Below are 21,473 nucleotides of genomic sequence, written 5' to 3' on the forward strand. Positions count from 1 at the left end.
CCCGCGCACGCTGGGGTATGACTCTGCGCCGCTGGCTTGTGGGGGTGTTCCGGCGGGACACCCGGCCTCTCCCCCCGCCGCGTGACGGTCAGGATGACGGGACCGGCGTCCTGGTGCCTGCCGGGCCGCGTCCGCTGCGGGGCGGGGCACACGCGAGGCCGCCCGTGCCCGACACGGAGCAGCCCGAGCCCACCCCCTAGCGCCGCCCCCGCCGCATGCGGTCCCCTCGCGTGGCCGCGCTTCCCGTCGGTCACGGGCGGTTCGTCTTCCGGCCAGCCGGGGCAGAACGCACGCGGGAACACGTCTGCCGTGGCCCGTACTCTCTATACTCGGCGCAAACACCAGCGATCTGTCAGGGTGGCCGCAGCGGGCCACCGCCGCTTTTCTTTCCCTGTTCCGTGAAATTCTGTGGAGGCTCAACTATGCAAGGCAACATGATGGACGTTCAACTGACGGTGCCCACCATTCTGGAGCGCATTCGCGGGCAGTACAGTGCTCGCGAGGTGGTCAGCCTGCTGGCCGCGGGCCGCGACGACGCGGGCAACCCCATACCTAAAAAACACCGCACCACCTACGGCGATGTGGCAGACCGCGCCCTGCGGCTGGCGGGTGGTCTGCTGGGCCTGGGTCTGGAGCGCGGGGACCGGGTGGCAACGCTGGCGGTCAACTCGTTCCGGCACCTGGAGGCGTACCTGGGCGTGCCCAGCGCGGGGCTGGTGCTGCACACGGTCAACATCCGCCTGCACCCCGAGCAGGTGGCCTGGATCCTGAACGACGCCGAGGACCGCGTGCTGATGATCGAGAACGTCTTCGCGGCGATGATCCCGGCGCTGAAGGCCGCCTGCCCCAGGCTGGAACACATCATCGTGATGGGACCGCTGCCGCAGCAGATGCCCGGCATCCACGACTACGACACCTTCGTGATGGGCGCGGAGCCTCTGCCCCGCTATCCGCGTCTGGACGAGAACGACGCGGCGGCAATGTGCTACACCTCCGGCACCACGGGCAACCCCAAGGGCGTGATCTACACCCACCGTTCCACCGTGCTGCACTCGCTGGCCAGCGCCCCCAAGGACGCCCTGAACGTGGGTGAGGCCGACAGCGTGCTGCCCATCGTGCCGATGTTCCACGTCAACGCCTGGGGCCTGCCCTACACCTGCGCCATGTACGGCGCCAAGCAGGTCTTTGCCGGGGTCTTCAGTGACGGCCGGAGCATTGCCACGCTGCTGCAGGACGAAGGGGTGACCATCACGGCGGGCGTGCCGACCATCTGGATGGGCCTGCTGGCTGAGCTGGACCGCGCCAGGGAGGCCGGGGAGCCGTACAGTCTGGACGGCCTGGAGCGCGTGATCGTGGGCGGCAGCGCCGCGCCGGAAGCCATGATCCGCGCCTTCCAGAACCGGCATGGCCTGACCATGCTGCAGGCCTGGGGCATGACCGAAACGCACCCGCTGGGCACCGCGAGCAGCGTGCCATTCGACGTGGATCCCACCAGCGACGAGGGCTACCGGCTGCGCGCCAAGCAGGGCCGCAGCGTGCCGCTGGTCTTTCTGGAGATCGTGGATGGCAACCGCCAGCGGCTGCCGCACGACGGCAAGACCATGGGCAACCTGATCGCGCGCGGGCCGTGGATCGCCAACAGCTACTACAAGGGCGCAGGACAGGACAATTTCTTTGAACTGGACGGTGACCTGTGGTTTGACACCGGGGACATCTCCACCCTCGACGAGCGTGGGTACATGCACATCCAGGACCGCAGCAAGGACCTGATCAAGTCGGGCGGCGAGTGGATCAGCAGCGTGGACCTGGAAAACGCGATCATGGCCCACCCCGCCGTGGCGCAGTGCGCCGTGATTGCCATGGACGATCCCAAGTGGGACGAGCGCCCGCTGGCCGTGGTGGTGCCGCGTCCCGGCCAGAGCGTGACCCATCAGGAACTGCTGGACCTGCTGGAACCCAACTTCGCCAAGTTCTGGCTGCCGGACGCCACCGTGCTGACCGACAGCATTCCCATCGGCGCCACCGGCAAGTTCCTGAAGCGCGAGCTGCGTGAGGAGTACCGGGGCTACTCGGCAGGCAACTCACCGCAGCGCCCCGAGCAGCCTGAGTAAGGTTCAGCCTTACCGCGCCGCCTCTTCACTGAAGAGGCGGCGCTTTTTTGGCTGTGTGGTGCCTTCTGGCGCACGCCTGACAGGATGACGCTCTGACAAACCCTGGATAGGGCTGCCCCGGCACGGCGGGTAGTCTCGGTTTCGCCGGATCCAGCGTCAAGGCCCAGGTCAATGCCCAAAACGTAGAATCCCCCCTATGGCCGTTTCCGTTTCCGGGCAACACGTCACCTTCAGCCCCCCATCCGGCGCCGTGGCCCTGGTGGGGGACTTCACCGACTGGCGCAAGCAACCCGCGTTGCCCGTCACGGCGGGCCAGCCCCTCACACTGAGGCTGCCGCGCGGCGCGTGGGTGGAATACGCGTGGCTGGACGCGGCGGGCGAGGCCTTTGCCGATCCCGACAACCCTCAGAAGTCCCTGAATCCGTGGTGGTCCTACCCGCGTGCGGCGGTGGTGGGCGAGTACGCGCGGCACCCGCTGTGGCTGGCCCCGGAGGCGGCGCGCAAGGGAACGACTACGCGCCTGACCTGGGAGGGCAGCGTCTTCCCCGGCACCCGCCGCGCCATCGTCTACACGCCGCACGGCTACGAGGCCGGCACCCCCCTTCCGGTCTATTACGTGCAGGACGGCGTGGCCTTCTACCGCACCGGCAAGCTGGGGGACGTGATGGACCGGGCGCTGGAGGCGGGACTGGCGACGGGCGCGGCCCTGGTGTTCGTGGAACCGGGCGACCGCAGCGAGGAGTACTACCTGAATGACCGTTACCTGGATTTTCTGACCGGGGAGGTCTTTCCCCGCGTGGAGGGCGAGCTGGTCACCGTCAGCGAGCGTGGCCTGTGGGGCGCGAGCCTGGGCGGGCTGATCTCGCTGTATCTGGGCAGCCGTCACCCGGAGCTGTTCAGCCGCGTGGTCAGCCACAGCGGGGCATTCATCGCCCGGCCCGGCGCGCGGGACACGGCGGGCGTGATCGACACCACCGGGGCCGGGGAATGGCTGCTGGAGGAACTGCGCCAGACTCCGCCCACGCACCTGAAAACCAGCCTGGACACCGGCGTGCTGGAGTGGCTGACCGGGCCGAACCGCCGCATGGCGGGCCTGCTGGCCGATAGGGGGTTGCCCCACCAGTACCGCGAGTACCCCAGCGGCCACACCTGGGTGACGTGGCGCGAGGCCCTGCCCGAGGCGTTCCTGTACATGCAGGGCTGAGGCGGGGGGGGCGGTCCTCACCACCCGCCGGGATCAAGGCGGCATAGTCGCCCCATCCATGCGACACAGTTTTCTTCTCATGCTGGCACTGTCCGGCAGCGCGGGGGCGCTTACCATGACCTATCCCAGCAGCACCACCACCATCCACGAGAAAGCGGCCGACTGGGCAGGCGCGGAACTCAGGGGCGTCGGGCTCCACGCGCAGGCCCTCACCCTGGCCCCCGGCGCGGCGAGCGGCACGCTGACCTCGGCCCCGCTGACCGTGCCTGCCTTCGACGAACTGGTGCCGTCGTGGAACGCGGTCACGCCCGGCGCAGGCAGCGTCACGCTGGAGGTGCGGGCGCGGGTGGGTGCGGACTGGTCGCGCTGGTACTCCTTCGGCAGCTGGAGCAGCGCCGAGGGCCGCAGCAGCGTGAACGGGCAGAAGGACAGCGCCGGGCAGGTCCTGACCGATACGCTGCGCCTGAACACCAGGGCCACGACGTACCAGTACCGCGTGACCCTGCGCGGTCAGGGCACCACGGCCCGCCTGCTGGCCTTCGCCACCTCTGACCGGGCGCGGCAGGCGGCGGGCCTGGGGGCGGCCAGCGACCGGGCCGCCTGGGGCAAGGTCCTTGACGTGCCGCAGCGCTCGCAGATGATCTACCCGGACGGCGGCGAGGTGTGGTGCAGCCCCACCAGCGTCTCGATGATTCTGGCGGCGCGGGGCATCGACGTCACGGTGCCGCAGGCGGCGAAGGCCACCTATGACCGCGCCTACGACGGCACCGGCAACTGGTCCTTCAACGCCGCCTACGCCGGAGCGCTGGGGCAGCGTGCCTACGTGACCCGGCTGCCCAGTCTGGCCGCCGCCGAGAAGTTCACGGCTGCGGGCGTGCCGCTGGCCGTCAGCCTGGGCTGGAAGAAGGGCGAACTGCCCGGCGCGGCCCTTCCCACCAGCAGCGGCCACCTGATGGTCCTGATCGGCTTCGACAAGGCCGGCAATCCCGTCCTGAACGATCCCGCGGCACCCAGCAACGACACCGTGCGCCGCACCTATCCGCGCGCCGCCTTCGAGCGGCTGTGGCTGTCGCACAGTGGGGGCCTGAGCTACGTGATCGGGGAGTAGCGGGAACGGCGGCTCGTCCGTGGCCCAGCGTCCGGGTCGTCCAGGGGCGACGCCCTCCCACCCTCTTGACGGCCTGACCGGGCCAGGGACCGAACATGACCGAAACGGACGCCATCGCTCTGGCCGACACGCCCCGCACCCGCGCCAGCCTCGCCGCCGATCTCCGCGCCCTGGGTGTGGGGGCCGGTGACGTCCTGATGGTTCACGTCAGCCTGAGCCGCCTGGGCTGGGTGGCCGGCGGTACGGTGGCCGTGATCCAGGCGCTTCAGGACGCCGTGACGCCCATGGGAACGATCGTCATGCCCACCTTTACGATGCACCTGACCGATCCGGCCGGCTGGCGGCGGCCGGCTGTACCGCCGTCCTGGTGGGACACCATTCGCGCCGAGATGCCCGCCTTTGACCCGGCACTGACGCCCTCGCGCGGGGTGGGCCGCGTCGCCGAACTGCTCAGAACGTGGCCCGGGGCCAGGCGCAGCAATCACCCTCACAGTTCTTTTGCCGCGTGGGGCCGCCAGGCCGAATTCATCACGGCGGACCATCCCCTGACGTTCTCGCTGGGGGACGGCTCCCCCCTGGCCCGCGTGTATGACCTGGACGGGCGGGTGCTGCTGCTGGGCACGCAGAACAACACCAGCCTGCACCTGGCGGAGGTCCGGGCCGGGAAGCAGCCCACCGTGCCTTTCAGCGGCCCCGTCCTGCTGGACGGTCAGCCGACGTGGGTGACCTTCGACGAGTGCGATTACGCTGAGGACGCCTTCCCGCCCGTCAAGGCCGCCTTTGAGGCCAGCGGCGCGGTGACGGTGGGAAAGGTCGGCTCGGCCACCGCGAAACTGATGGCCCAGCGGGCGCTGGTTGATTTTGCCGTGCAGTGGTGGACGGCTGACGCTCCCGGTTGACGTTCTGAGTGCAGGCGCTGGAGCATAGGACACTGGGCCGGAGGTCCGGCGACGGAGCGAGCCGCCCCTTCCCGCCCCGCGCTCAGGGCTGTCGACTCTACAAATGGGGTCCGCGTTTTCACCGTCAGAAGGCAGGTTCACTGGTGGCCTGAACGCGTGGCCACCTGCCCTACACTGCCCCCACGCATGGACTTTCCCACCACCTGCCCCACCTGTGGCCGCGAGAACCGCGCCGAGTACGCCGACAGCAGCGTGCATGACCTGACCTGTGTGCGCTGCGGGGCGCATTATTGCGTGCTGGTGCGCAAGCAGAAGTTCGAGGTGCTGTTTGACCTGGGCACCCGCGCCCTGATGGACGGCTACGCCCGCGAGGCCGTGGCGAGCTTCGCGGCGGCGCTGGAACGCTTTTTCGAGTTCTACGTGCGTGCGTACGCGCTGGAGCGGGCCTCGGACACGGCGGCGGATTTTGGGGCGGCGACGGCGGCATTGACGGGCACCTGGCGGCACGTTGCCAGCCAGTCCGAGCGGCAGCTGGGCATGTTCGCGCTGGCCTACCTGCTCCGGCAGGGCCGGGAGCCGGATTTTCTGACGTCCACGGCGCTGGGTGCGGACTTTCGCAACCGCGTGATCCACCGGGGCGAGTTGCCCGTCCGCGCCGACGTGGAGACCTACGCCGCGCAGGTCTTCGCCCTGATCGACCGCCTGCTGACCGAGCTGGGCGACGGCGCCAAGCAGGCCGAACTAGCCCAGGAACAGGCGTTTGCCCTGCATATCGCTGCGCTGCCGGACGGCGTGACCGCCGTGTTCGAGGAGCATCCGGGCATGTTCCGCGCCCGCCGTTTCGGCACCCTGGCCCCGATGCCCAAGCCGGGCAAGACTGCCGCGCACCCCACCCCCGCCAGCGGCATGAACAGCGCCCGTGCGTACCAGCAGGCCCAGCAGCAGGCGCTGTTTCAGCGGGCGCTGGCCGAGCGGGGGGCACTGCTCAAGGGGTTCAAGGGCGGATAGGGGGGCGGCGCGTCCGGCCCCCACAGGGTTGGACGGCCTGACCCCCGCCCCCTACACTGCCGCATGCAGTCTGAAAGGGACCGACAGGGGGACCGGCGCCGTCTGGTACGGGTGGCGCGTGGGGAAGAGGCGGGCGATCTGCTGGTGCGCGGCGCACAGGTGGTTCAGCCGGCCACGCGCGAGATTTTCGAGGCCGATGTGCTGATCGCGGGTGGCCGGGTGGCGGCGCTGGGCGGCGCAGGCATGGGCTTCGAGGCCACACGGGTGATCGAGGCGCACGGCGCGTTCCTGGCCCCCGGCTTCATCGACGGCCACATTCACATCGAGTCCAGCCTGCTGACCCCGGCGGGCTTCGCGCGGGCGGTGCTGCCGCGCGGCACGACCGGTGTGGTGGCCGAGCCGCACGAGGTGGTCAACGTGCTGGGCGTGCGCGGCCTGGAATGGATGCTGGAGGCCGGGGCCACCTCGGGCCTGCGGGTCTGGGCTTCAGCGCCGTCGTGCGTGCCGGCCAGCGAATTCGAGGACGGCGGCGCACAGGTCACGGCGGCAGACACCGCCCGGATGCTGCGCGTGCCCGGCGTGCTGGGGCTGGCCGAGATGATGAACTACCCCGGCGTTCTGGGCGGGGACGCGGCCGTGTGGGCCATTCTGGAGGCGGGCCGCGCAGCAGGCGGGCGTCTGGACGGCCACGCCGCCGGGATGCGGGGCCGGGACCTGATGGCCTACGCGGCGGCGGGCCTGCACTCGGATCACGAGGCCGCCACCCCGCAGGAAGCCCGCGAGCGCCTGCGCGCGGGCCTGTGGCTGATGGTGCGTGAGGGCTCGGCGGCCCGCAATCTGGAGGCCCTGCTGCCGGTGCTGCGGGAGCGCCCGCGCCGCGCCATGCTGGTCAGCGACGACGTGAGCGTGGACGAACTTCTGGAACTGGGCCACCTGGACCGCCTGCTGCGGGCGTGCGTGGCGGGCGGGCTGCATCCGGCGGACGCCATCGCCCTCGTGACCTGCAACCCGGCGGAGTACTGGGGCCTGCACAGCTCCGGTCTGATCGCCCCCGGCCACCACGCCGACATGGTGTTGCTGCGCGACCTGCAGGGCTTCGAGGTGCTGGACACCTTCGTGGGTGGTGCGGAGGCCCGGCCCGGCGAGGTCACCCCACCGCTGGGTGGCGGCGGCGTGAACCTGGGGGCCGACTGGGACAGCGCGACGTTCGATGTGCCCGCCCACTGGCCGGTGATGCAGGTGTGCCCGGACCAGATCACCACCGGCCGGGGGGCACCGGGTAGCGGCGAGGCGCGGCTGGTGGTGGCGGACCGTTACGGGCGCGGCCACCGGGCGGCGTGCTGGACCTCCGGCACCGGCATGGGTCAGCGGGGCACGCTGGGCCTGAGCATCCTGCACGACGCCCACAACGCCGCGTTCCTGGGCGGCAGCGACGAGGACGTGCGGGCGGCGGGCCGCGCCCTGCGCGACATCGGCGGCGGCGCGGTGGTGGTGGTGGACGGCGCGGTCCAGGCCAGCCTGCCCCTGCCCTACGCGGGCCTGATGACCGACCTGCCCCCCCAGCAGGCCGCCGCCCGCCTGAACGAGGTCACTGCCGCCGCCCGCGCCCTGGGCTGCACCCTGCCCTACCCGGTGACCACCCTCAGCTTCCTGGGCCTGAGCGTGATCCCATCGCTGAAACTGACCCCACGCGGCCTGCTGGACGTGGAAGCGTGGCACCTGCTGGAGCGATAACCGGGCGCCTCAACCGCCGCGTCAAGGCGGTGCCGGTGGAGATCGTAGACAGGAAAGAGCCGCCCGGACTTTCTTCAGGCGGCTCTCGTTTCCCGGCGGCTTTACGCCCGCTGCTTGCCCTTCAGCGCCCCGTGCTCCTGCAGGTACTCGGCGATCTGCACAGCATTCAGCGCCGCGCCCTTCAGCAGCTGGTCCCCCGCCACGAACAGGTCGATGCCGCCGTCAAAGACCAGCGACTCGCGGATGCGGCCCACCTCCACGTCGTACTTGCCGCTGGCGGTCAGGGGCATCGGGTACAGCTGGCCCTGCGGGTCGTCGCGCACTTCCACCCCGGCGGAGCGGGACAGCAGCTCGCGCACCGCTTCCGGGGTGGCGGGGCGCTCCAGTTCCAGCGTGATGGCCTCGCTGTGCGTCCGCAGCGTGGGAATGCGGACGGCGGTGCAGCTGATCTTCAGCGACTCGTCCCCGATGATCTTGCGGGTTTCCCAGACCACCTTCATCTCTTCCTTGGTGTAGCCGTTGTCCTGAAAGGCGTCGATGTGCGGGATGACGTTGAAGGGGATGGGATGGGCGAACACGTCGTTGGTGGCGTCCTTGCCGTGCAGCACCATGTGGGTCTGCTCCAGCAGCTCGTCCATGCCCTTCTGGCCCGCGCCGCTGGTGGCCTGGTAGGTAGAGACAATCATGCGTTTCACCCCGTACTCACGGTGGATCGGGGCAACGGCCAGCACGGCGACGGCGGTGGTGCAGTTGGGGTTGGCGATGATGCCCTGGTGCTGCAGCGCGGCCTCGCCGTTCACTTCTGGCACCACCAGCGGCACTTTCGGGTCATAGCGGAAAGCGCTGGAGTTGTCGATCACCACCGCGCCGCCCGCCACCCACGCGGCGGCCTTCCCCTTGCTGATCGCGCCGCCGGCCGAGGCCAGGATCACGTCGGCGTCAATGGCCCCCTCGGGGGTGGCCTGCACGGTCAGCTCGCGCCCCTTGAAGGTCAGGGTGCTGCCCGCCGAACGCGGCGAGGCGAAGAGAAGCAGCTCGTCAAATTGCAGACTGCTTTTTTCCAGCACGCTCATCAGCTCGTGTCCGACGGCTCCGGTGGCTCCCACAATCGCTACGCGCATACTTGATCTCCTTCAAGAAAAAATCCGCCACGCGGTCTGCGGGCGGCGGTGATTACACAGGCCGCCGCTATCAGGCAATCGTCGTGAGGGCAGCGCGGCTCATGGACGCAGGGTAGAGGCTGCCGGGGGGTGGGTCAAGCGGGCGGGCTAGCCCAGGCCCCGGCAGCCAATCACTTCTTCTTGCGCAGGAAACCCAGCCACCCGGCCCTTTCCGGGCGCGGTCCTGGGGCAAAATCCTCCATCTTGATCTCGGCTTCCGGGTGGGGGGCGGCTTCCCAGCCCAGCGGCGTGGCGATCAAGCCGCCGAAGCGGCCAGCGGCGTAGACCGCGTGTTCACGCTCCTGGGTCTCGGTGATGGCGCGGGGGTCCGCCATACTCTGCAACATGGCCTGAAGGCTGTCGTCGTCGCAGGCCCAGCAGCCCTGCGAGAAGGTGGCTTCCTTGCCGTAAATCCTGATCCTGACGGGCATCTGTGTTCTCCGGTGGGGGCGTGGATTGTAAGACCCGCGCAGAATAGCGCGGCTGCCCGCACGTCTCGGCAACTCAGCGAACCTTCTCGCCCAGCCGGGACTCCTTGCCCGCCGTCAGCCGCCCGATGTTGGAGCGGTGCTGCCAGACCAGCAGCGCGGCCAGAAACCCGATCACCAGCATCAGCCAGACCGGCCGGCCCAGCGCCACCACCAGAAGAATGGCCGTGATGGCGCCCAGAATGCTGCCTGCGCTGACGAAACGGGTCAGCCACATGGCGGCCACCCCCAGCACGAAGGCCCCTGCCCCCACCACCGGGTCCAGCGCCGCAATGGTGCCGAAGCTGGTGGCCACGCCCTTGCCCCCCCGGAAGCCCAGGAACGGGCTGAAGTTGTGTCCGATCACCGCGGCCACCCCGCACAGGCCCACCCACTCCGGCGGCAGCCCCAGCGCCCGCGCCAGCCACACCACCAGCGCGCCTTTCAGGATGTCGAACAGGGCCACCAGAAATGCCGGACCCTTGCCCAGCGAGCGCAGCACGTTGGTGGCGCCGCTGTTGCCGCTGCCCACCTTGCGGATGTCCACGCCACGCGACCGTGCCAGCCAGGACGCCGCTGGAATGGACCCGATCACGTAGGAGACCAGCACCGCCGAGAGCGCAAGCAGAAGGGTGGACACAGTCACGCCCCCGATTGTAGGCCCCAACCCCTGTGGAATGAACGGCCGGAACGTTGCGCCGGGTCTGGCGGTGGGCCGATTCTGAAAATCTGTCCGGGTCAACGGACCCGCCGTTTGATTTTCGCCTCCCCACCCGCTACTCTGCTGTGCGCCTGCCCGCACGGCCGAGCATGTTGGAACGGTGTCCGAGTGGTTGAAGGAGCACGCCTGGAAAGCGTGTATAGGGGCAACCCTATCGAGGGTTCGAATCCCTCTCGTTCCGCCAGAGTGAACACAATGCGTCCTGAATGGAGAATCTCCGTTCAGGGCGTTTTCAATTCTGCTAGGCGGTGCTGTTCACGTGGGGGAAGTCGGGGCGTGGGGGTGAATCTGTCGACCCGGGCCGGAAGCGGGATGTGCTAGAAGAACCCTCATGGGCCATCCCTTTCCCGGTTTAGAGCCGCTGATCCCCGCCGACGCCGTGCTGGAAAAACTTGCGGACGGCACGGCCTGGGGCGAGGGGCCGGTGTGTCTGGACGACGGCGCGGTGCTGTGGAGCGACATTCCCGGCAACCGCGTGCTGCGCTGGCATCCTCAGGAAGGGCTGGGGGTGGCACTCCAGCCCTCGGAGTTCCACAACGGCCACACGCGTGACGGGGCCGGGCGCCTGTACGCCTGCTCGCATGGCGAACGCGCGGTGCTGCGCTCCGACGACGGCGGGCGGGGCTGGCACGCCATTGCCACCCACCACGACGGCAGGCGGCTGAACAGTCCCAACGACGTCATCGTGGCCCGCGACGGCGGCGTATGGTTCACGGACCCGCCCTACGGGCTGATCCAGTCCAAGGAGGGCCACGGCGGTGAGCAGCAGCAGGATGGGTGCTGGGTCTACCGTCTGGACCCCCACACCGGGGAGGTGCAGGCGAAGGTCCGCGACATGCGCTGGCCCAACGGACTGGCCTTCAGCCCCGACGAGACCACGTTGTACGTCACCGACACCAGCCGCACCCACGATCCGGCGGGCCACCACCACATCCGTGCCTATCCGGTGTCCGGCCACACGGTGGGGGAGGGGCGCGTGTTCGCTGTTGTCGCCCCTGGGATGCCCGACGGGATCCGCCTCGACGAACACGGCCACCTGTGGAGCAGCAGCGGCAGCGGCGTGCAGGTGTTTGCCCCAGACGGCCGCCGGCTGGGCGAGGTGCCGGTGCCGGAGACCATCACCAATCTGACCTTCAGCCACCTGGAACCGGTCCTCTACCTCACGGGCAGCAGCAGCCTGTACCGGCTGTCGGTATCGGTGCGGGGAGCGCGGTTCTAGCGGGCGTTCCCAACCCTGCCCGCGTGTGGGAGTCGGGCCAGGTCTAGCCCGCCGCTCAGAATCTCTAAACGTGCCCTCACCCACCGGAGCGGTCGGGGGGCGCAGACTGCCAGGTATGCTGGACAACATTCTAAACAGCGTCAAGCGCGGGGCCGAGCGTGTGCAGCGCCGGGGCGAGGAAGTGGCCCAGGTGGCCCGCCTGCGCCTGGAAACCTTTCAGCTGGGCCGCGAACTGGAAGGCCACTTTGCCCGTCTGGGCCGCGCGTATCACGCGGGGGCCGAGAAGGACACCCTGGGCGGGATTCAGGACGAGATCCGCCGAGTGGAGCAGGAAATCAGTGCCCGCGAACGCCTGATCAGCGAGCTGGACGAGGAGCCAAAGCCGGACGGCGAGATGACCGTGTACTCGCCCGACGGCACGGCGCAGCAGGACCCCAGGCAACAGGACACCGTGCAGCAGCCTGCCGCTTCCGCGGCCTCACCCGTCCAGCCGAACAACCGCCCCAACTTCATCGGGGCCGCTCCGGTGGGTGCCACCGAGCCCAACATCGGCGCCGCCGTCCCCCACCCCAATCAGGAGGGTTCCACCATGACTAATCCCCGTCCCGACAAGGAGCGTCTGGAGCAGCAGCGCGGCGAGATCAACCTGAACCAGACGGACCGCAGCCACCACGACGCCTCGCAGGGAGACTACACGTCACCCGATCCCACGGTGCAGCATGCCGACGAGCTGCTGGAGCCGGGCGACAGCACCGCCGGCGTTGCCCTGGAAGCCGAGCGCGATAAGGTCTTTCGCCACGACAACATGGTAGAGGAAGGCAAACGCGCCAGCGAGAATCCCGATCCGTTGGATCTGTAGAGACAAGTTCCGGAAGGGGAGACTGAAGAGCCTCCCCACTGGGCTCAGTCCTGGGCGCGCACGAAGTTCGGTGCGCGTTTTTCCTTGAAGGCCGTCACGCCCTCCTGGTGTTCCCAGTGGTCCCCGGCCAGCTGCTGCAGGGCCGCCTCCTGGTCCAGCGCCTCGTCCAGCGTGCCCGTCACGGCGGCGTTCAGCGCCTGCTTGGTCAGTTTCAGGGCGTTGGCGGGGCGCTGCGCGAGGCGTTCGGCGTAGGCCTGAACGTCGTCCGCAAAGGTGTCGTCGGCAAAAACGTGCTCGCACAGGCCCATCTTCAGGGCGGCGTCGGCCCCCACCTGTTCGGCCAGGGCCATCAGCTCGAAGGCGCGGTTGTAACCCACCAGGCGCGGCAGGAACCAGGTGCTGCCCGAATCGGGCACCAGCGCAATGTTGGAAAACACCTCGATCAGGCGTGCGGACTGCGCCCACAGCCGGATGTCCCCGGCCAGTGCCAGACTCGCGCCCGCGCCCGCCGCCACCCCGTTGACCGCGCTGATCACCGGCTTATCCAGGGTGCGAATGGTGCGGATCAGCGGGTTGTAGGTGGCGTTCAGGTGCTCGGTGAACGTCATATCACGGCCCGAGACGTCGCCCAGGTCCTGCCCGGCGCAGAAACCCCGACCCGCGCCGGTGATAACCACCACCCGCACCTCTGCGTCGGCCCCGGCCCGCTTCAGCTCGGCGGTCAGGGTCAGCAGCAGGTCGTCGTTGGCGGCGTTCAGCCGGTCCGGGCGGTTGAGGGTCAGGGTGCAGACGCCTGCACGGGTCCGCGAGAGAATCACGTTGTCCTGGGTCATGGCCCCAGCCTAGCGTCCATTTCGCTACACTCGCGTGAATGAGTGATGCCCCCGCCTCTGCCCCCACCGGCCTGCCCACCGTGCTGGCGCTGGACGTGAGCAAATCGCGGATCGGGTTTGCGGTCAACGCCGGGCGGCTGGCCTTCGGGCGCGGCAGCGTGGACCGCAAGCGCCTGCCGCTGGACCTGAAGGCCGTTCGCCTGAAGGTCCACGAAACCGGGGCAGGGCTGCTGCTGCTGGGGCTGCCGCTGCGAACGGACGGCCTGCACAGCCCCTCGGCGGACCGGGTGCGGGCTTTCGGCAGGATTCTGCTGGAACAGGGCTACACGGTGGCCTACCAGGATGAACGGTTCACCACCCGCCGCGCCCGTGAACTGGGCGCCAGCGACGAGGACGAGGCGGCGGCAGTGCAGATTCTGGAGCTGTACCTGATGGGCAGGGCCGATTCCGCTTGAGTTGATTTCCGCGCTGTGTATCTGGACCAGTGGCAGGCGGATGGAGAGCCCCCACATTCAGGGGGGAGGGCAACCCTGATCGGGTAATGGTTTTGGCAGGGTGCGGGCGGCAGACTGGAAGCATGTCGCAACATCGTCCCGCCGCCGCCAGGAAGTCACCGCACGCCCGAGTGACCGGCCCAGCCCACGCCAGTGGAGACTGGGCCACTCAGGGCGCCACGATGATCATCGTTGTTCTGTTTACGCTGTTGCTGCTGGCCGGCATTCTGGCCGCCACCCTGCAGTTGGGGCTGAGCAGCCGACAGAACACCGGAGACCAGGCCTCGACGCTTGTCGCGCAGTACGCGGCAGAGTCGAACATCAGCGCGGTACGCAGCAGGTTCCGGGACTATCAGAATCTGCTGACCACCAACTGGACCGACTCGAGCGGCACCACGGTCACGAACCTCCAGATGGTGTGGGGAACCCTGCCGTCAATGGTAGAGGCCGATGCCAAGGCCTTCTGCGGTCAGTCTGGAGTCAGTAATCCCTGGAAGCCCGCCAGCGACTTTGCAACGCCACGTGAGCAAAAGGATGCGGAGCTTTTTCCAGCAGCTGTGGAATGTGTGGCCGTGGCCGCGCCCACCGCGAATTCGTACAGCATTATGGCCGACGCTGTGACACCAGCAGCCTATACCCAGTTGCCTGCTTCGGAGCGTCCACCGGTGGGGGCCAGCCGTGCTCAGATCCAGAACTGGTGGCTAACCAACATGACTAATGTCTCTCTGGGGGACATCAAATATGATATTCGTCCCCTTCGGGTGGTCAAACTCACGGCCAGCCGCTACAGGTTCTATATGGGGGTCACCAGCGTATCTGTGAAAGGTGATGTCGATGGGGCCAGACGCTTTTTATCTGCGAACAGAACTACCAACGGCGATTGGTGGTTTGAAATAACCATTCCCAACCCATTCGAAAATGTCTTGTTCATCAATGAATGGCGTTCCGACGATGGCGGATTTTATAATGATGTCATTGATGGCGACCTGTTTACTAACCAGAAAGTGAGGATGCTCTTCGGTGTCAATAAAGCGGTATTTAAAGGCAAGGTGAGAAGTGTTGGATGTACAAGTTTTCCATCGACGTCTGCTCCATTGGGATCGGACTGTGAGAAGAAAGATGGAGCGGGATTCTATGGGGAATATAAGACGCTAATCAAGCCCGCCACAGCTGCCGTTTCTTCTGGTATTGACGCGATAAACGCCGATCTCAGGAAGAAGATGGAAACTCAGGGTACGAAGTTCGATGCAACCGGACCTAAAGATGTCAGTTTTACAGAAAGCTATCAGCGTCTCCCTGTAAACAATAATGACCAGCGGGATACAGCTATCGCGGGCGGCTTGGTCCTTGGGGAAAACGAGGCTGGAGTTGAAATGCTGGCTGGAGATGTCAATGGCAATCCATTGGCAGAGTACGATGTCGATAAGTCTGCCTGGAAAGAACCCACGCCCACTTATCAGTACATTCGTATTAAAACAAAGGATGATTCCAAAAGATACAATACCTCGACTTGGCTTGAGGTTGATGAAAAGATTTATAAAGATTGGCCTACTGAATTCAGGAATTCATTTAACTCTACGGGATTGCCTCCTTACTACGTCCGTCCAAAAATTGTCGATAATACTCGGGAGTATAGATTCGGCAGCGATAATATTTTATATATGAAGAGCGGGAGCAGCTGGCTGCCAACTGGTAAAACTTTTAATGGTGTTATCTATAGCGACAAGGACGTGGCCGTTTCGGGGCCTTTCAGAAAGGAGACCAGCACGTCGGCGGATGTAAGCAAAATGCCGCCTGCTCTGGCCTCATTCGCCAGAATCAACGTGACAGGTAGTGACAAGATAACCCTGAATACTGATCTAACCATGTCCAATACACCCTGTGACAACGCCAATTCTCAGAAGGGGTGTCCAAAGGCTGGAAGCCTGGAGCCAACCAATGCTCTGGTTATTTTCACGCCCAACAAAGATATTACGATGAGCACACTGACTCAGAGTGAAGCAACCTACCATGCTGCAATCATGGCAAGCCAGGGAACATTCGATGTCGAAGACTACGATAAGCGGAGGGTTCAGGGGTCCCGGCATGTGATTGGTAGCGTTGTGGAAGATCGCTATGGACTCAACGGTGTGGCGCAACTGTCAAGCGGAAAAGTGATCTTGACGCGTGGCTATGGTGATGATTTCTCATTCGACAACAGATTGCGAAAAGATATCCTTCCCGCTTCTCCTATTGTGCAGATCTGGGGCGGGGCAGACGCCCTGAATACCCAGAAGCGACTGACAAATCTCACCTGGAAACAGGTCAACTCGGGAAGCTTCTGATGAGCCGTCAAGGATTTACCCTGATCGAGATTCTGGTTGTTGTGGCCATTATTGGCATCCTCATGGGCATCTTCGGCTTGAGTCTCATCCGCAGCATCCGCACCGCAGAGCTGCGCGAGGCCGCCACACAGGTGGCCACCGACTTCCGGCGTGCCCGCTCACAGGCGCAGCGGGGCAGCGCGGACGTTGTGCTTGTCTTGCCTGGCACGGGCGGAAGCCAGCTCTACAAGGTCGATACTGTGCAGAAGGTCTTGCCGAACGGGATCCAGGTGATCTGCAAGACGACCTGTGGCAGTGGAACAACGACCAATGTGACCTATCAGGCCCCCTACGGGGAGCTGGGGGCGGGGGCGACGGGAAGCGTCTACACCGTCAAAAGTCCCGTGAGCGGAATCAACGATCTCGAGATCAGGATTGTCGGTGTGACCGGAAAGGTCATTCTGACCAAGGCGGGATCCTGAATGACAGATGCGGCAAACTCAACCCGACAGCGGAGTAGGGCTGTGGAACAGGGCTTCACCATCATCGAGATTCTCGTGGCCATTGCCCTGCTGGGAATTCTGGCAGCAGTATTGATGGCCACCCTGACAGGCAGCCTGAACCTCAATCGTCAGAGTCAACGCCAACTCGACACGGCCACCCGTGCCCAGCAAGTGTTGGAGAGCATTCGGGGAGCGTGGGCCGATACGTCGGCGGGGGTCATCTCATCGAACTATGAACGGGCCTGCGCGCCGTCATCCACCGTTGCCCTCAACGGCCTGAGTGCCACGTACATTAACCTCAACTCCAGGGCACAGCCGATCAACGCCAGCGGCGCAGTCATCAGCGCTCCCAGCGGGACGAATGTCATCATCACGGCGAATTGTTCGGCCCAGCCCCTTGTCCAGATGACGGGCGGTACACCGTACCCTATGCGCCGCCTGATCGTCAGCTCAAACACCGGCGCGCAGGATATTGTCCTGACCCTTGATGTGCTGAGGCCCCAATGAAACAGCTGACACAGGCAGGATTCACCCTGCTGGAACTGCTGATTGGCATGGCCCTGATGGGCCTCGTGCTGACAGTCCTCCTGAACATTTTTACCCAGGGCACTCAAGTGTCCACGCAGTCCAGCAGCCGCGCCGAGATGCAACAGGAAATGTTGAATGCCCAGCAGCTCATTGCTGGAAAACTGAAAGAAGCCTGGTACATCTATCCACCTGGACTGACCATAAACATGACAGGCACCTCGCTGACCCAGAGGCCTGCGGGTGGCAACACTTGGGTGGTGGGTACTGATCCTGTTCTGGCGATGGTCCTGCCGCCCAGGAACGCTACCCTGAGTTGCGCTACGACCACCTCAACCAGTACGAGCGGCCCAGATGGCTGTTACCGCTTCCTGGCCTACTATCCGGTCAAACGCTCCGTATGGGTCCTGGGCACGGGCACAGGCAGCTGGAGGAACCCAGGATCGGATGACACCAATGGGGAAACCTGGATTCTGGCCGAGTACCGGGGCACCATCGCCCCTGGTGCCGGAGGATCGGTCCCCACCACGCCTCCCAGTGTGCCGACCGGCAACAGCGCCAACATTCTCTCTGACTACATTGCTCCGACCACCGCCACGACAGGCTTTACGACCACCTCACCCATCAATAACACCTACACCATGTTTACCTATGTGGCGGCGGACGGCACAGCGGCCACGGCCAGCAAACCGGTCACTGGCGTGACCCTTAATCTGGCCACCACTCGCAAGGTTGCTGGCACCACCCTGCGCCTGCCCAGCGCCTCCGGCACGTACACCATCTCGGTCTATCCCACCAACCTGGGCAAAGTCGCCTCCAACTGAGCGCCGTTCACCAGTTCTGAGCCTTCACGCCTGCCCTTGCGTGGAGGCCCTACACTTCTTCCATGCTCGTTTCCGACCGCGTCCAGGCCCTGCTTTCGCGTGAGCGCACGCTGCTCTCGGACCTTCAGGCCTTTCTGGAAACCCAGGGGGCGCCGCCCGAAGTGATCGAGCACGCCCGCACGGCGGCCCGCTCCCTGGATGAAACGTTCCTGCTGGTGGTGGTGGGCGAATTCAACGCGGGCAAGAGCAGTTTTGTCAACGCCCTGCTGGGCGCACAGGTGCTGCCCGAGGGCGTCACGCCCACCACCGACCGCATCTACGTGCTGGTGCATGGCGAGAAGGCCGGGCAGATGCAGGCCACCCGCGATCCCTTTGTCAGCCGCCTGACCTACCCGCTGCCCAGCCTGGAAGGCGTGGCGCTGGTGGATACCCCCGGCACCAACGCGATCATCCGCCAGCATCAGGCGTTGACTGAGGGCTTCTTGCCCCGCGCCGATCTGGTGCTGTTTCTGACCAGCAGTGACCGCCCCTTCACCGAGTCCGAGCGTCAGTTCCTGAGCCTGGCCGCCCGCTGGGGCCGCAGCGTGATCATGGTGGTCAACAAGGCCGATCTGCTGGAAACCCAGGAGCAGAAGGCACAGGTGCGCGAGTTTGTGGAAACCGGGGCGCGCGGCGTGCTGGGCCTGACGCCGCCGGTCCTGCTGATCAGCGCGCGGGCCGAGCAGCGCGGCGGTGATCCTGGGTTCCACGCGCTGCGCGAGGTGCTGAAGATGCGCCTGTCCGAAACCGAGCGCACCCGCCTCAAGCTGCAAAACCCGCTGGGCACGGCGGCGGAACTGCTGTCAGGCGAGATCACCCGTGCCGAGGCGGCGCGCCAGACCCTCGCGGAAGACCTGAGCATCCTGCGCGATCTGGAAGGCCAGCGTGAGCATCACCGCGTCACCATGCTGGGCGAACTCGACGGCCAGCTTAACCGGGTGGCCCGGCTGCTTTCCGAGTTCGAGACACGCGCCGACCGCTTTATCGACGACAAATTGCGCTTCGGCAACATCCGGGGTCTGCTGAACAGCCGCCAGCTGGAAGAACAGTTCCGTGCCGAGGCGGTGGCGGACCTGCCCGGCGCGATTGACCGTCAGTTCGGCAGCATGATTGACCGCTTTGTGGAGGCCAACCTGCACTTCTGGGAGGACGTGCAGGCCTTTCTGATCCGCCGTCAGCCGTCCAACGAGGTGGCCCGCACCCGCTTTGCCTATGACCGGGGCGCCCTGCTGGAAAGCATTGCCGGCAGCGCCCACGATCATCTGGAGAACGTGACCGAGAACGAGCTGGCCCGTCAGCTGGCCCGCGACGCGGAGGACGCGATGAAGGGGGCGGTGGGCGGTCTGGCCGGTGGGCTGGGCATCGGGGCGGGCATCGGGGCCCTGATCGGCGCGTCGGCGCTGGACTTCACGGGCGGCATCTTGGCGGGCCTGACCCTGGGGAGCCTGGGGCTGTTCGTGCTGCCCAACAAGCGGTTGCAGGCCCACCGGCAGCTGCGGACCAAGATAGAGGGCCTGCGCTCCGCCCTTGAAACCATTGTCCGCCGCGAGTACGAGCGTGAGCAGGAGCGCGCCGACGCTCGCCTGCGCGACGCTATCAGCCCCTACACCCGCTTCACGGAGCAGGAGGGCGTAAGGCTGGAACACGCCAAGGTGCGGGCCGCGGGGCTGGGTGCCCAGCTGGAGGCCCTGAAGGAAGAGGTCGGGGCGCTGGATTGAGGCCACGCCCGCACTTCCCCGAACAGGCCGGGGTGTGCTAGAGTCGCAAGGCTTGTCGGATTTCGTCCGGCGTGGTGTCAGGCCCCCTGCTGCTAGAGGGTGGGGCCAGCGCAGGCCCCCGGTCACAGCAAAAATCCGACGCGGATCTAAGGAGAAACCAACATGGCGAAAGTATGCGAAGTATGCGGAAAGGGACCGATTGTCGTGAACTCGGTCATCCGCCGGGGTAAGGCCCGTGCGGCAGGCGGCGTGGGCCGCAAGGTCACCGGCGTGAGCAAGCGGGTTCAGAAGCCCAACCTCCAGCCCCTGACAGTTACCCGTGCGGGCACCAGCCTGCGCCTGCGGGTCTGCTCCAAGTGCCGCAAGAGCCTGACCTGAACTAGTTCAGATCCATCAAGAGCGCGCCCCCTTCCAAACCGGGAGGGGGCGCTTTTCGTTGTGTTGCAAGTTTTCTATGGACACAGGTCTCAATAACCCAGGCTCAGGGCTTCCGGTTCACCTCGTGATCGTCCGACGCGCGGCCCGGGGCCTTCGGTTTGCGGTCCATCACGAAGCTGCCGATCAGCAGGGCAATGGTGCCCACCACCACGCAACTGTCCGCAATGTTAAAGATGGGAAAGTCGCCCTGCCCGATGGCGCGGGTGACGGCACTCAGCGGCGGCGCGTGAATCATGTCCGTGACCTTGCCGAAACGCAGTCCATCAATGGCATTGCCGATGGCCCCCGCTGAGATCAGGGCGAGCACCACGCTCAGAAAGCGGTGCTGCGGACGCAGGAACAGATACACCAGGATGCCCAGCCCCACCAGCATCCGGCCCAGGGCCAGCGGAGCGGCAGAACCGCTGAACATGCTCCAGGCCGCGCCGGTGTTGAAGGTCAGCACCCATTCCAGTAGCCCTGGAACGACCACGCGGGGCGGCGCGCCCTCTTGCAGGTTCGCCAGCGCCCAGGCTTTGAGCGCCTGGTCCGCAAAGATCAGCACGGCGGCAATCAGCAGCGGAAGCCAGAGAGAAGAACGGGAAGCGCGGTCGGTCAACGTCGGCACGCTGCGCAGTATATGGAGCGCGGCCGGGCAGAATCGGCGGGAACGGTGAGAGCAGAAGAAGGAAATGAAAGGCGCACTTCACCCGCCGGCCACCTTCTGCCTGGTGACGGCAGGCCACAATAGTCGGCATGGCAAACGTTGAATCTTTTGATCTGGACCACACCAAAGTCAGGGCGCCCTACGTGCGGCTGGCTGGAGTCAAGACCACCCCGCGTGGCGACAGCATCAGCAAGTACGATTTGCGGCTGCTTCAGCCCAATGCCGGGGCCATTGAACCTGCCGCCATTCATACCCTCGAACACCTGCTGGCCGGTTACCTGCGCGACCACCTCGACGGCATCGTGGACGTCTCGCCGATGGGCTGCCGCACCGGCATGTACATGGCCGTGATCGGCGAACCCGACGAGCAGGGCGTTCTGAAAGCCTTCGAGGCAGCTCTTAAGGACACCGCAGCGCACCGCCAACCTATCCCTGGAGTCAGCGAACTCGAGTGCGGTAACTTCCGTGACCACGATCTGGAAGCGGCCCGCAAACATGCCCAGGACGCACTGGCACAGGGTTTACAGGTCCAGGAGACGGTGTTGCTGGACCGCTCCTGAGCGGCGTATCGAACAGGGGGGTTGACAGTTTCACGAATGCCCTGTATCTTTTCTGAGCCTCGAGAGAGGCGGGCAGCATGACAAGTGAAGCGTGAAAGAG

21 protein-coding genes and 1 tRNA gene are annotated in these 21,473 nt (G+C 66.1%); 17 read left to right on the forward strand and 5 right to left on the reverse strand.

All coding sequences use genetic code 11. The annotated features are described in order from the left end of the window. The first annotated feature begins 422 nt into the window (after nucleotides 1-422). The 6 genes from IEY31_RS16080 to IEY31_RS16105 all read left to right on the forward strand — a co-directional run bounded on the left by IEY31_RS16080 (nucleotide 423) and on the right by IEY31_RS16105 (nucleotide 8,064). Entirely contained in the window at nucleotides 423-2,111 is a 1,689-nt protein-coding gene (locus IEY31_RS16080) for a long-chain fatty acid--CoA ligase (protein ID WP_188973833.1), read from the forward strand. 196 nt (nucleotides 2,112-2,307) lie between these two features. After that, the gene (locus tag IEY31_RS16085; RefSeq protein ID WP_188973835.1) at nucleotides 2,308-3,315 is read left to right on the forward strand and encodes an alpha/beta hydrolase; all 1,008 of its coding nucleotides are present in this window, start codon (nucleotides 2,308-2,310) and stop codon (nucleotides 3,313-3,315) included. A gap of 58 nt (nucleotides 3,316-3,373) precedes the next feature. Then, the gene (locus IEY31_RS16090; protein ID WP_188973837.1) at nucleotides 3,374-4,423 is read left to right on the forward strand and encodes a peptidase C39 family protein; all 1,050 of its coding nucleotides are present in this window, start codon (nucleotides 3,374-3,376) and stop codon (nucleotides 4,421-4,423) included. A 95-nt stretch (nucleotides 4,424-4,518) separates the two neighbouring features. Further along, nucleotides 4,519-5,322 carry an aminoglycoside N(3)-acetyltransferase gene (locus IEY31_RS16095; protein ID WP_188973840.1) on the forward strand — a complete coding sequence of 268 codons (804 nt, stop codon included), beginning with the start codon at nucleotides 4,519-4,521 and terminating at the stop codon, nucleotides 5,320-5,322. A gap of 186 nt (nucleotides 5,323-5,508) precedes the next feature. After that, nucleotides 5,509-6,330 (forward strand): hypothetical protein, encoded by an 822-nt coding sequence (locus tag IEY31_RS16100; RefSeq protein WP_188973842.1) that lies wholly within the window; start codon nucleotides 5,509-5,511, stop codon nucleotides 6,328-6,330. A 63-nt stretch (nucleotides 6,331-6,393) separates the two neighbouring features. Next, the gene (locus tag IEY31_RS16105) at nucleotides 6,394-8,064 is read left to right on the forward strand and encodes an adenine deaminase (protein ID WP_188973844.1); all 1,671 of its coding nucleotides are present in this window, start codon (nucleotides 6,394-6,396) and stop codon (nucleotides 8,062-8,064) included. 101 nt (nucleotides 8,065-8,165) lie between these two features. Here IEY31_RS16105 and IEY31_RS16110 read toward each other — a convergent pair whose 3' ends face one another. From IEY31_RS16110 to plsY, 3 genes are all read right to left on the reverse strand, one after another. Then, entirely contained in the window at nucleotides 8,166-9,185 is a 1,020-nt protein-coding gene (locus tag IEY31_RS16110; RefSeq protein WP_188973846.1) for an aspartate-semialdehyde dehydrogenase, read from the reverse strand. A 170-nt stretch (nucleotides 9,186-9,355) separates the two neighbouring features. Further along, complete coding sequence (locus IEY31_RS16115) at nucleotides 9,356-9,655, reverse strand: hypothetical protein (RefSeq protein ID WP_188973849.1); 300 nt, start codon at nucleotides 9,653-9,655, stop codon at nucleotides 9,356-9,358. Nucleotides 9,656-9,728: 73 nt separating this feature from the next. Beyond that, nucleotides 9,729-10,346: a glycerol-3-phosphate 1-O-acyltransferase PlsY gene (gene plsY, locus IEY31_RS16120; RefSeq protein ID WP_188973879.1), complete on the reverse strand. Its 618-nt coding sequence runs from the start codon at nucleotides 10,344-10,346 to the stop codon at nucleotides 9,729-9,731. Between the two features lie 160 nt (nucleotides 10,347-10,506). Here plsY and IEY31_RS16125 point away from each other — a divergent pair. The 3 genes from IEY31_RS16125 (at nucleotide 10,507) to IEY31_RS16135 (ending at nucleotide 12,490) form a co-directional block, all read left to right on the forward strand. Continuing rightward, a tRNA-Ser gene (locus tag IEY31_RS16125) sits at nucleotides 10,507-10,596 on the forward strand. Nucleotides 10,597-10,743: 147 nt separating this feature from the next. Beyond that, complete coding sequence (locus IEY31_RS16130; protein ID WP_188973851.1) at nucleotides 10,744-11,631, forward strand: SMP-30/gluconolactonase/LRE family protein; 888 nt, start codon at nucleotides 10,744-10,746, stop codon at nucleotides 11,629-11,631. 115 nt (nucleotides 11,632-11,746) lie between these two features. Further along, on the forward strand, nucleotides 11,747-12,490 hold the full coding sequence (locus IEY31_RS16135; protein WP_188973853.1) for a hypothetical protein: 744 nt from the start codon (nucleotides 11,747-11,749) through the stop codon (nucleotides 12,488-12,490). Nucleotides 12,491-12,534: 44 nt separating this feature from the next. On the opposite strand, the gene IEY31_RS16140 is transcribed toward IEY31_RS16135, so the two are convergent. After that, complete coding sequence (locus IEY31_RS16140; RefSeq protein WP_188973855.1) at nucleotides 12,535-13,323, reverse strand: enoyl-CoA hydratase-related protein; 789 nt, start codon at nucleotides 13,321-13,323, stop codon at nucleotides 12,535-12,537. Nucleotides 13,324-13,361: 38 nt separating this feature from the next. Here IEY31_RS16140 and ruvX point away from each other — a divergent pair, with 38 nt between their 5' ends. The 7 genes from ruvX to rpmB all read left to right on the forward strand — a co-directional run bounded on the left by ruvX (nucleotide 13,362) and on the right by rpmB (nucleotide 20,107). Continuing rightward, nucleotides 13,362-13,778, forward strand: coding sequence for a Holliday junction resolvase RuvX (gene ruvX / locus IEY31_RS16145; protein WP_188973857.1), 417 nt, complete (start codon nucleotides 13,362-13,364; stop codon nucleotides 13,776-13,778). A 122-nt stretch (nucleotides 13,779-13,900) separates the two neighbouring features. Continuing rightward, the gene (locus IEY31_RS16150; protein WP_188973859.1) at nucleotides 13,901-16,141 is read left to right on the forward strand and encodes a hypothetical protein; all 2,241 of its coding nucleotides are present in this window, start codon (nucleotides 13,901-13,903) and stop codon (nucleotides 16,139-16,141) included. Then, complete coding sequence (locus IEY31_RS16155; RefSeq protein WP_188973861.1) at nucleotides 16,141-16,602, forward strand: type II secretion system protein; 462 nt, start codon at nucleotides 16,141-16,143, stop codon at nucleotides 16,600-16,602. The genes IEY31_RS16150 and IEY31_RS16155 overlap by 1 nt, the downstream gene beginning before the upstream one ends. A 42-nt stretch (nucleotides 16,603-16,644) precedes the next feature. Beyond that, nucleotides 16,645-17,130: a PulJ/GspJ family protein gene (locus IEY31_RS16160; RefSeq protein WP_229723718.1), complete on the forward strand. Its 486-nt coding sequence runs from the start codon at nucleotides 16,645-16,647 to the stop codon at nucleotides 17,128-17,130. Continuing rightward, nucleotides 17,127-17,972 (forward strand): PilW family protein, encoded by an 846-nt coding sequence (locus IEY31_RS16165; RefSeq protein WP_188973865.1) that lies wholly within the window; start codon nucleotides 17,127-17,129, stop codon nucleotides 17,970-17,972. Before IEY31_RS16160 ends, IEY31_RS16165 begins: the two co-directional genes overlap by 4 nt. 62 nt (nucleotides 17,973-18,034) lie before the next feature. After that, the gene (locus IEY31_RS16170) at nucleotides 18,035-19,729 is read left to right on the forward strand and encodes a dynamin family protein (RefSeq protein WP_188973867.1); all 1,695 of its coding nucleotides are present in this window, start codon (nucleotides 18,035-18,037) and stop codon (nucleotides 19,727-19,729) included. A 162-nt stretch (nucleotides 19,730-19,891) separates the two neighbouring features. Then, complete coding sequence (gene rpmB, locus IEY31_RS16175; protein ID WP_188973869.1) at nucleotides 19,892-20,107, forward strand: 50S ribosomal protein L28; 216 nt, start codon at nucleotides 19,892-19,894, stop codon at nucleotides 20,105-20,107. A 103-nt stretch (nucleotides 20,108-20,210) separates the two neighbouring features. Here rpmB and lspA read toward each other — a convergent pair whose 3' ends face one another. Continuing rightward, a complete protein-coding gene (lspA, locus tag IEY31_RS16180; protein ID WP_188973881.1) occupies nucleotides 20,211-20,786 on the reverse strand; it encodes a signal peptidase II in 576 nt (191 codons plus the stop codon). A 116-nt stretch (nucleotides 20,787-20,902) separates the two neighbouring features. Between lspA and IEY31_RS16185 the strand changes: the two genes are divergently transcribed. Then, on the forward strand, nucleotides 20,903-21,373 hold the full coding sequence (locus IEY31_RS16185) for an S-ribosylhomocysteine lyase (RefSeq protein WP_188973871.1): 471 nt from the start codon (nucleotides 20,903-20,905) through the stop codon (nucleotides 21,371-21,373). Nucleotides 21,374-21,473: the final 100 nt, after the last annotated feature.

Origin of the sequence: Deinococcus aerolatus, assembly GCF_014647055.1 — a bacterium.
Lineage (GTDB): Bacteria > Deinococcota > Deinococci > Deinococcales > Deinococcaceae > Deinococcus > Deinococcus aerolatus.

Bases quoted from the DNA above. Each gene is read 5' to 3' on its own strand.
- IEY31_RS16110 (WP_188973846.1), bottom strand. From the start codon at position 9,185: ATGCGCGTAGCGATTGTGGGAGCCACCGGAGCCGTCGGACACGAGCTG.
- IEY31_RS16170 (WP_188973867.1), top strand. From the start codon at position 18,035: ATGCTCGTTTCCGACCGCGTCCAGGCCCTGCTTTCGCGTGAGCGCACG.
- IEY31_RS16155 (WP_188973861.1), top strand. From the start codon at position 16,141: ATGAGCCGTCAAGGATTTACCCTGATCGAGATTCTGGTTGTTGTGGCC.
- IEY31_RS16105 (WP_188973844.1), top strand. From the start codon at position 6,394: ATGCAGTCTGAAAGGGACCGACAGGGGGACCGGCGCCGTCTGGTACGG.
- IEY31_RS16080 (WP_188973833.1), top strand. From the start codon at position 423: ATGCAAGGCAACATGATGGACGTTCAACTGACGGTGCCCACCATTCTG.
- IEY31_RS16130 (WP_188973851.1), top strand. From the start codon at position 10,744: ATGGGCCATCCCTTTCCCGGTTTAGAGCCGCTGATCCCCGCCGACGCC.
- IEY31_RS16095 (WP_188973840.1), top strand. From the start codon at position 4,519: ATGACCGAAACGGACGCCATCGCTCTGGCCGACACGCCCCGCACCCGC.
- IEY31_RS16135 (WP_188973853.1), top strand. From the start codon at position 11,747: ATGCTGGACAACATTCTAAACAGCGTCAAGCGCGGGGCCGAGCGTGTG.
- IEY31_RS16150 (WP_188973859.1), top strand. From the start codon at position 13,901: ATGTCGCAACATCGTCCCGCCGCCGCCAGGAAGTCACCGCACGCCCGA.
- IEY31_RS16185 (WP_188973871.1), top strand. From the start codon at position 20,903: ATGGCAAACGTTGAATCTTTTGATCTGGACCACACCAAAGTCAGGGCG.
- ruvX (WP_188973857.1), top strand. From the start codon at position 13,362: ATGAGTGATGCCCCCGCCTCTGCCCCCACCGGCCTGCCCACCGTGCTG.
- IEY31_RS16140 (WP_188973855.1), bottom strand. From the start codon at position 13,323: ATGACCCAGGACAACGTGATTCTCTCGCGGACCCGTGCAGGCGTCTGC.
- rpmB (WP_188973869.1), top strand. From the start codon at position 19,892: ATGGCGAAAGTATGCGAAGTATGCGGAAAGGGACCGATTGTCGTGAAC.
- IEY31_RS16100 (WP_188973842.1), top strand. From the start codon at position 5,509: ATGGACTTTCCCACCACCTGCCCCACCTGTGGCCGCGAGAACCGCGCC.
- IEY31_RS16090 (WP_188973837.1), top strand. From the start codon at position 3,374: ATGCGACACAGTTTTCTTCTCATGCTGGCACTGTCCGGCAGCGCGGGG.
- IEY31_RS16085 (WP_188973835.1), top strand. From the start codon at position 2,308: ATGGCCGTTTCCGTTTCCGGGCAACACGTCACCTTCAGCCCCCCATCC.
- IEY31_RS16165 (WP_188973865.1), top strand. From the start codon at position 17,127: ATGAAACAGCTGACACAGGCAGGATTCACCCTGCTGGAACTGCTGATT.
- IEY31_RS16115 (WP_188973849.1), bottom strand. From the start codon at position 9,655: ATGCCCGTCAGGATCAGGATTTACGGCAAGGAAGCCACCTTCTCGCAG.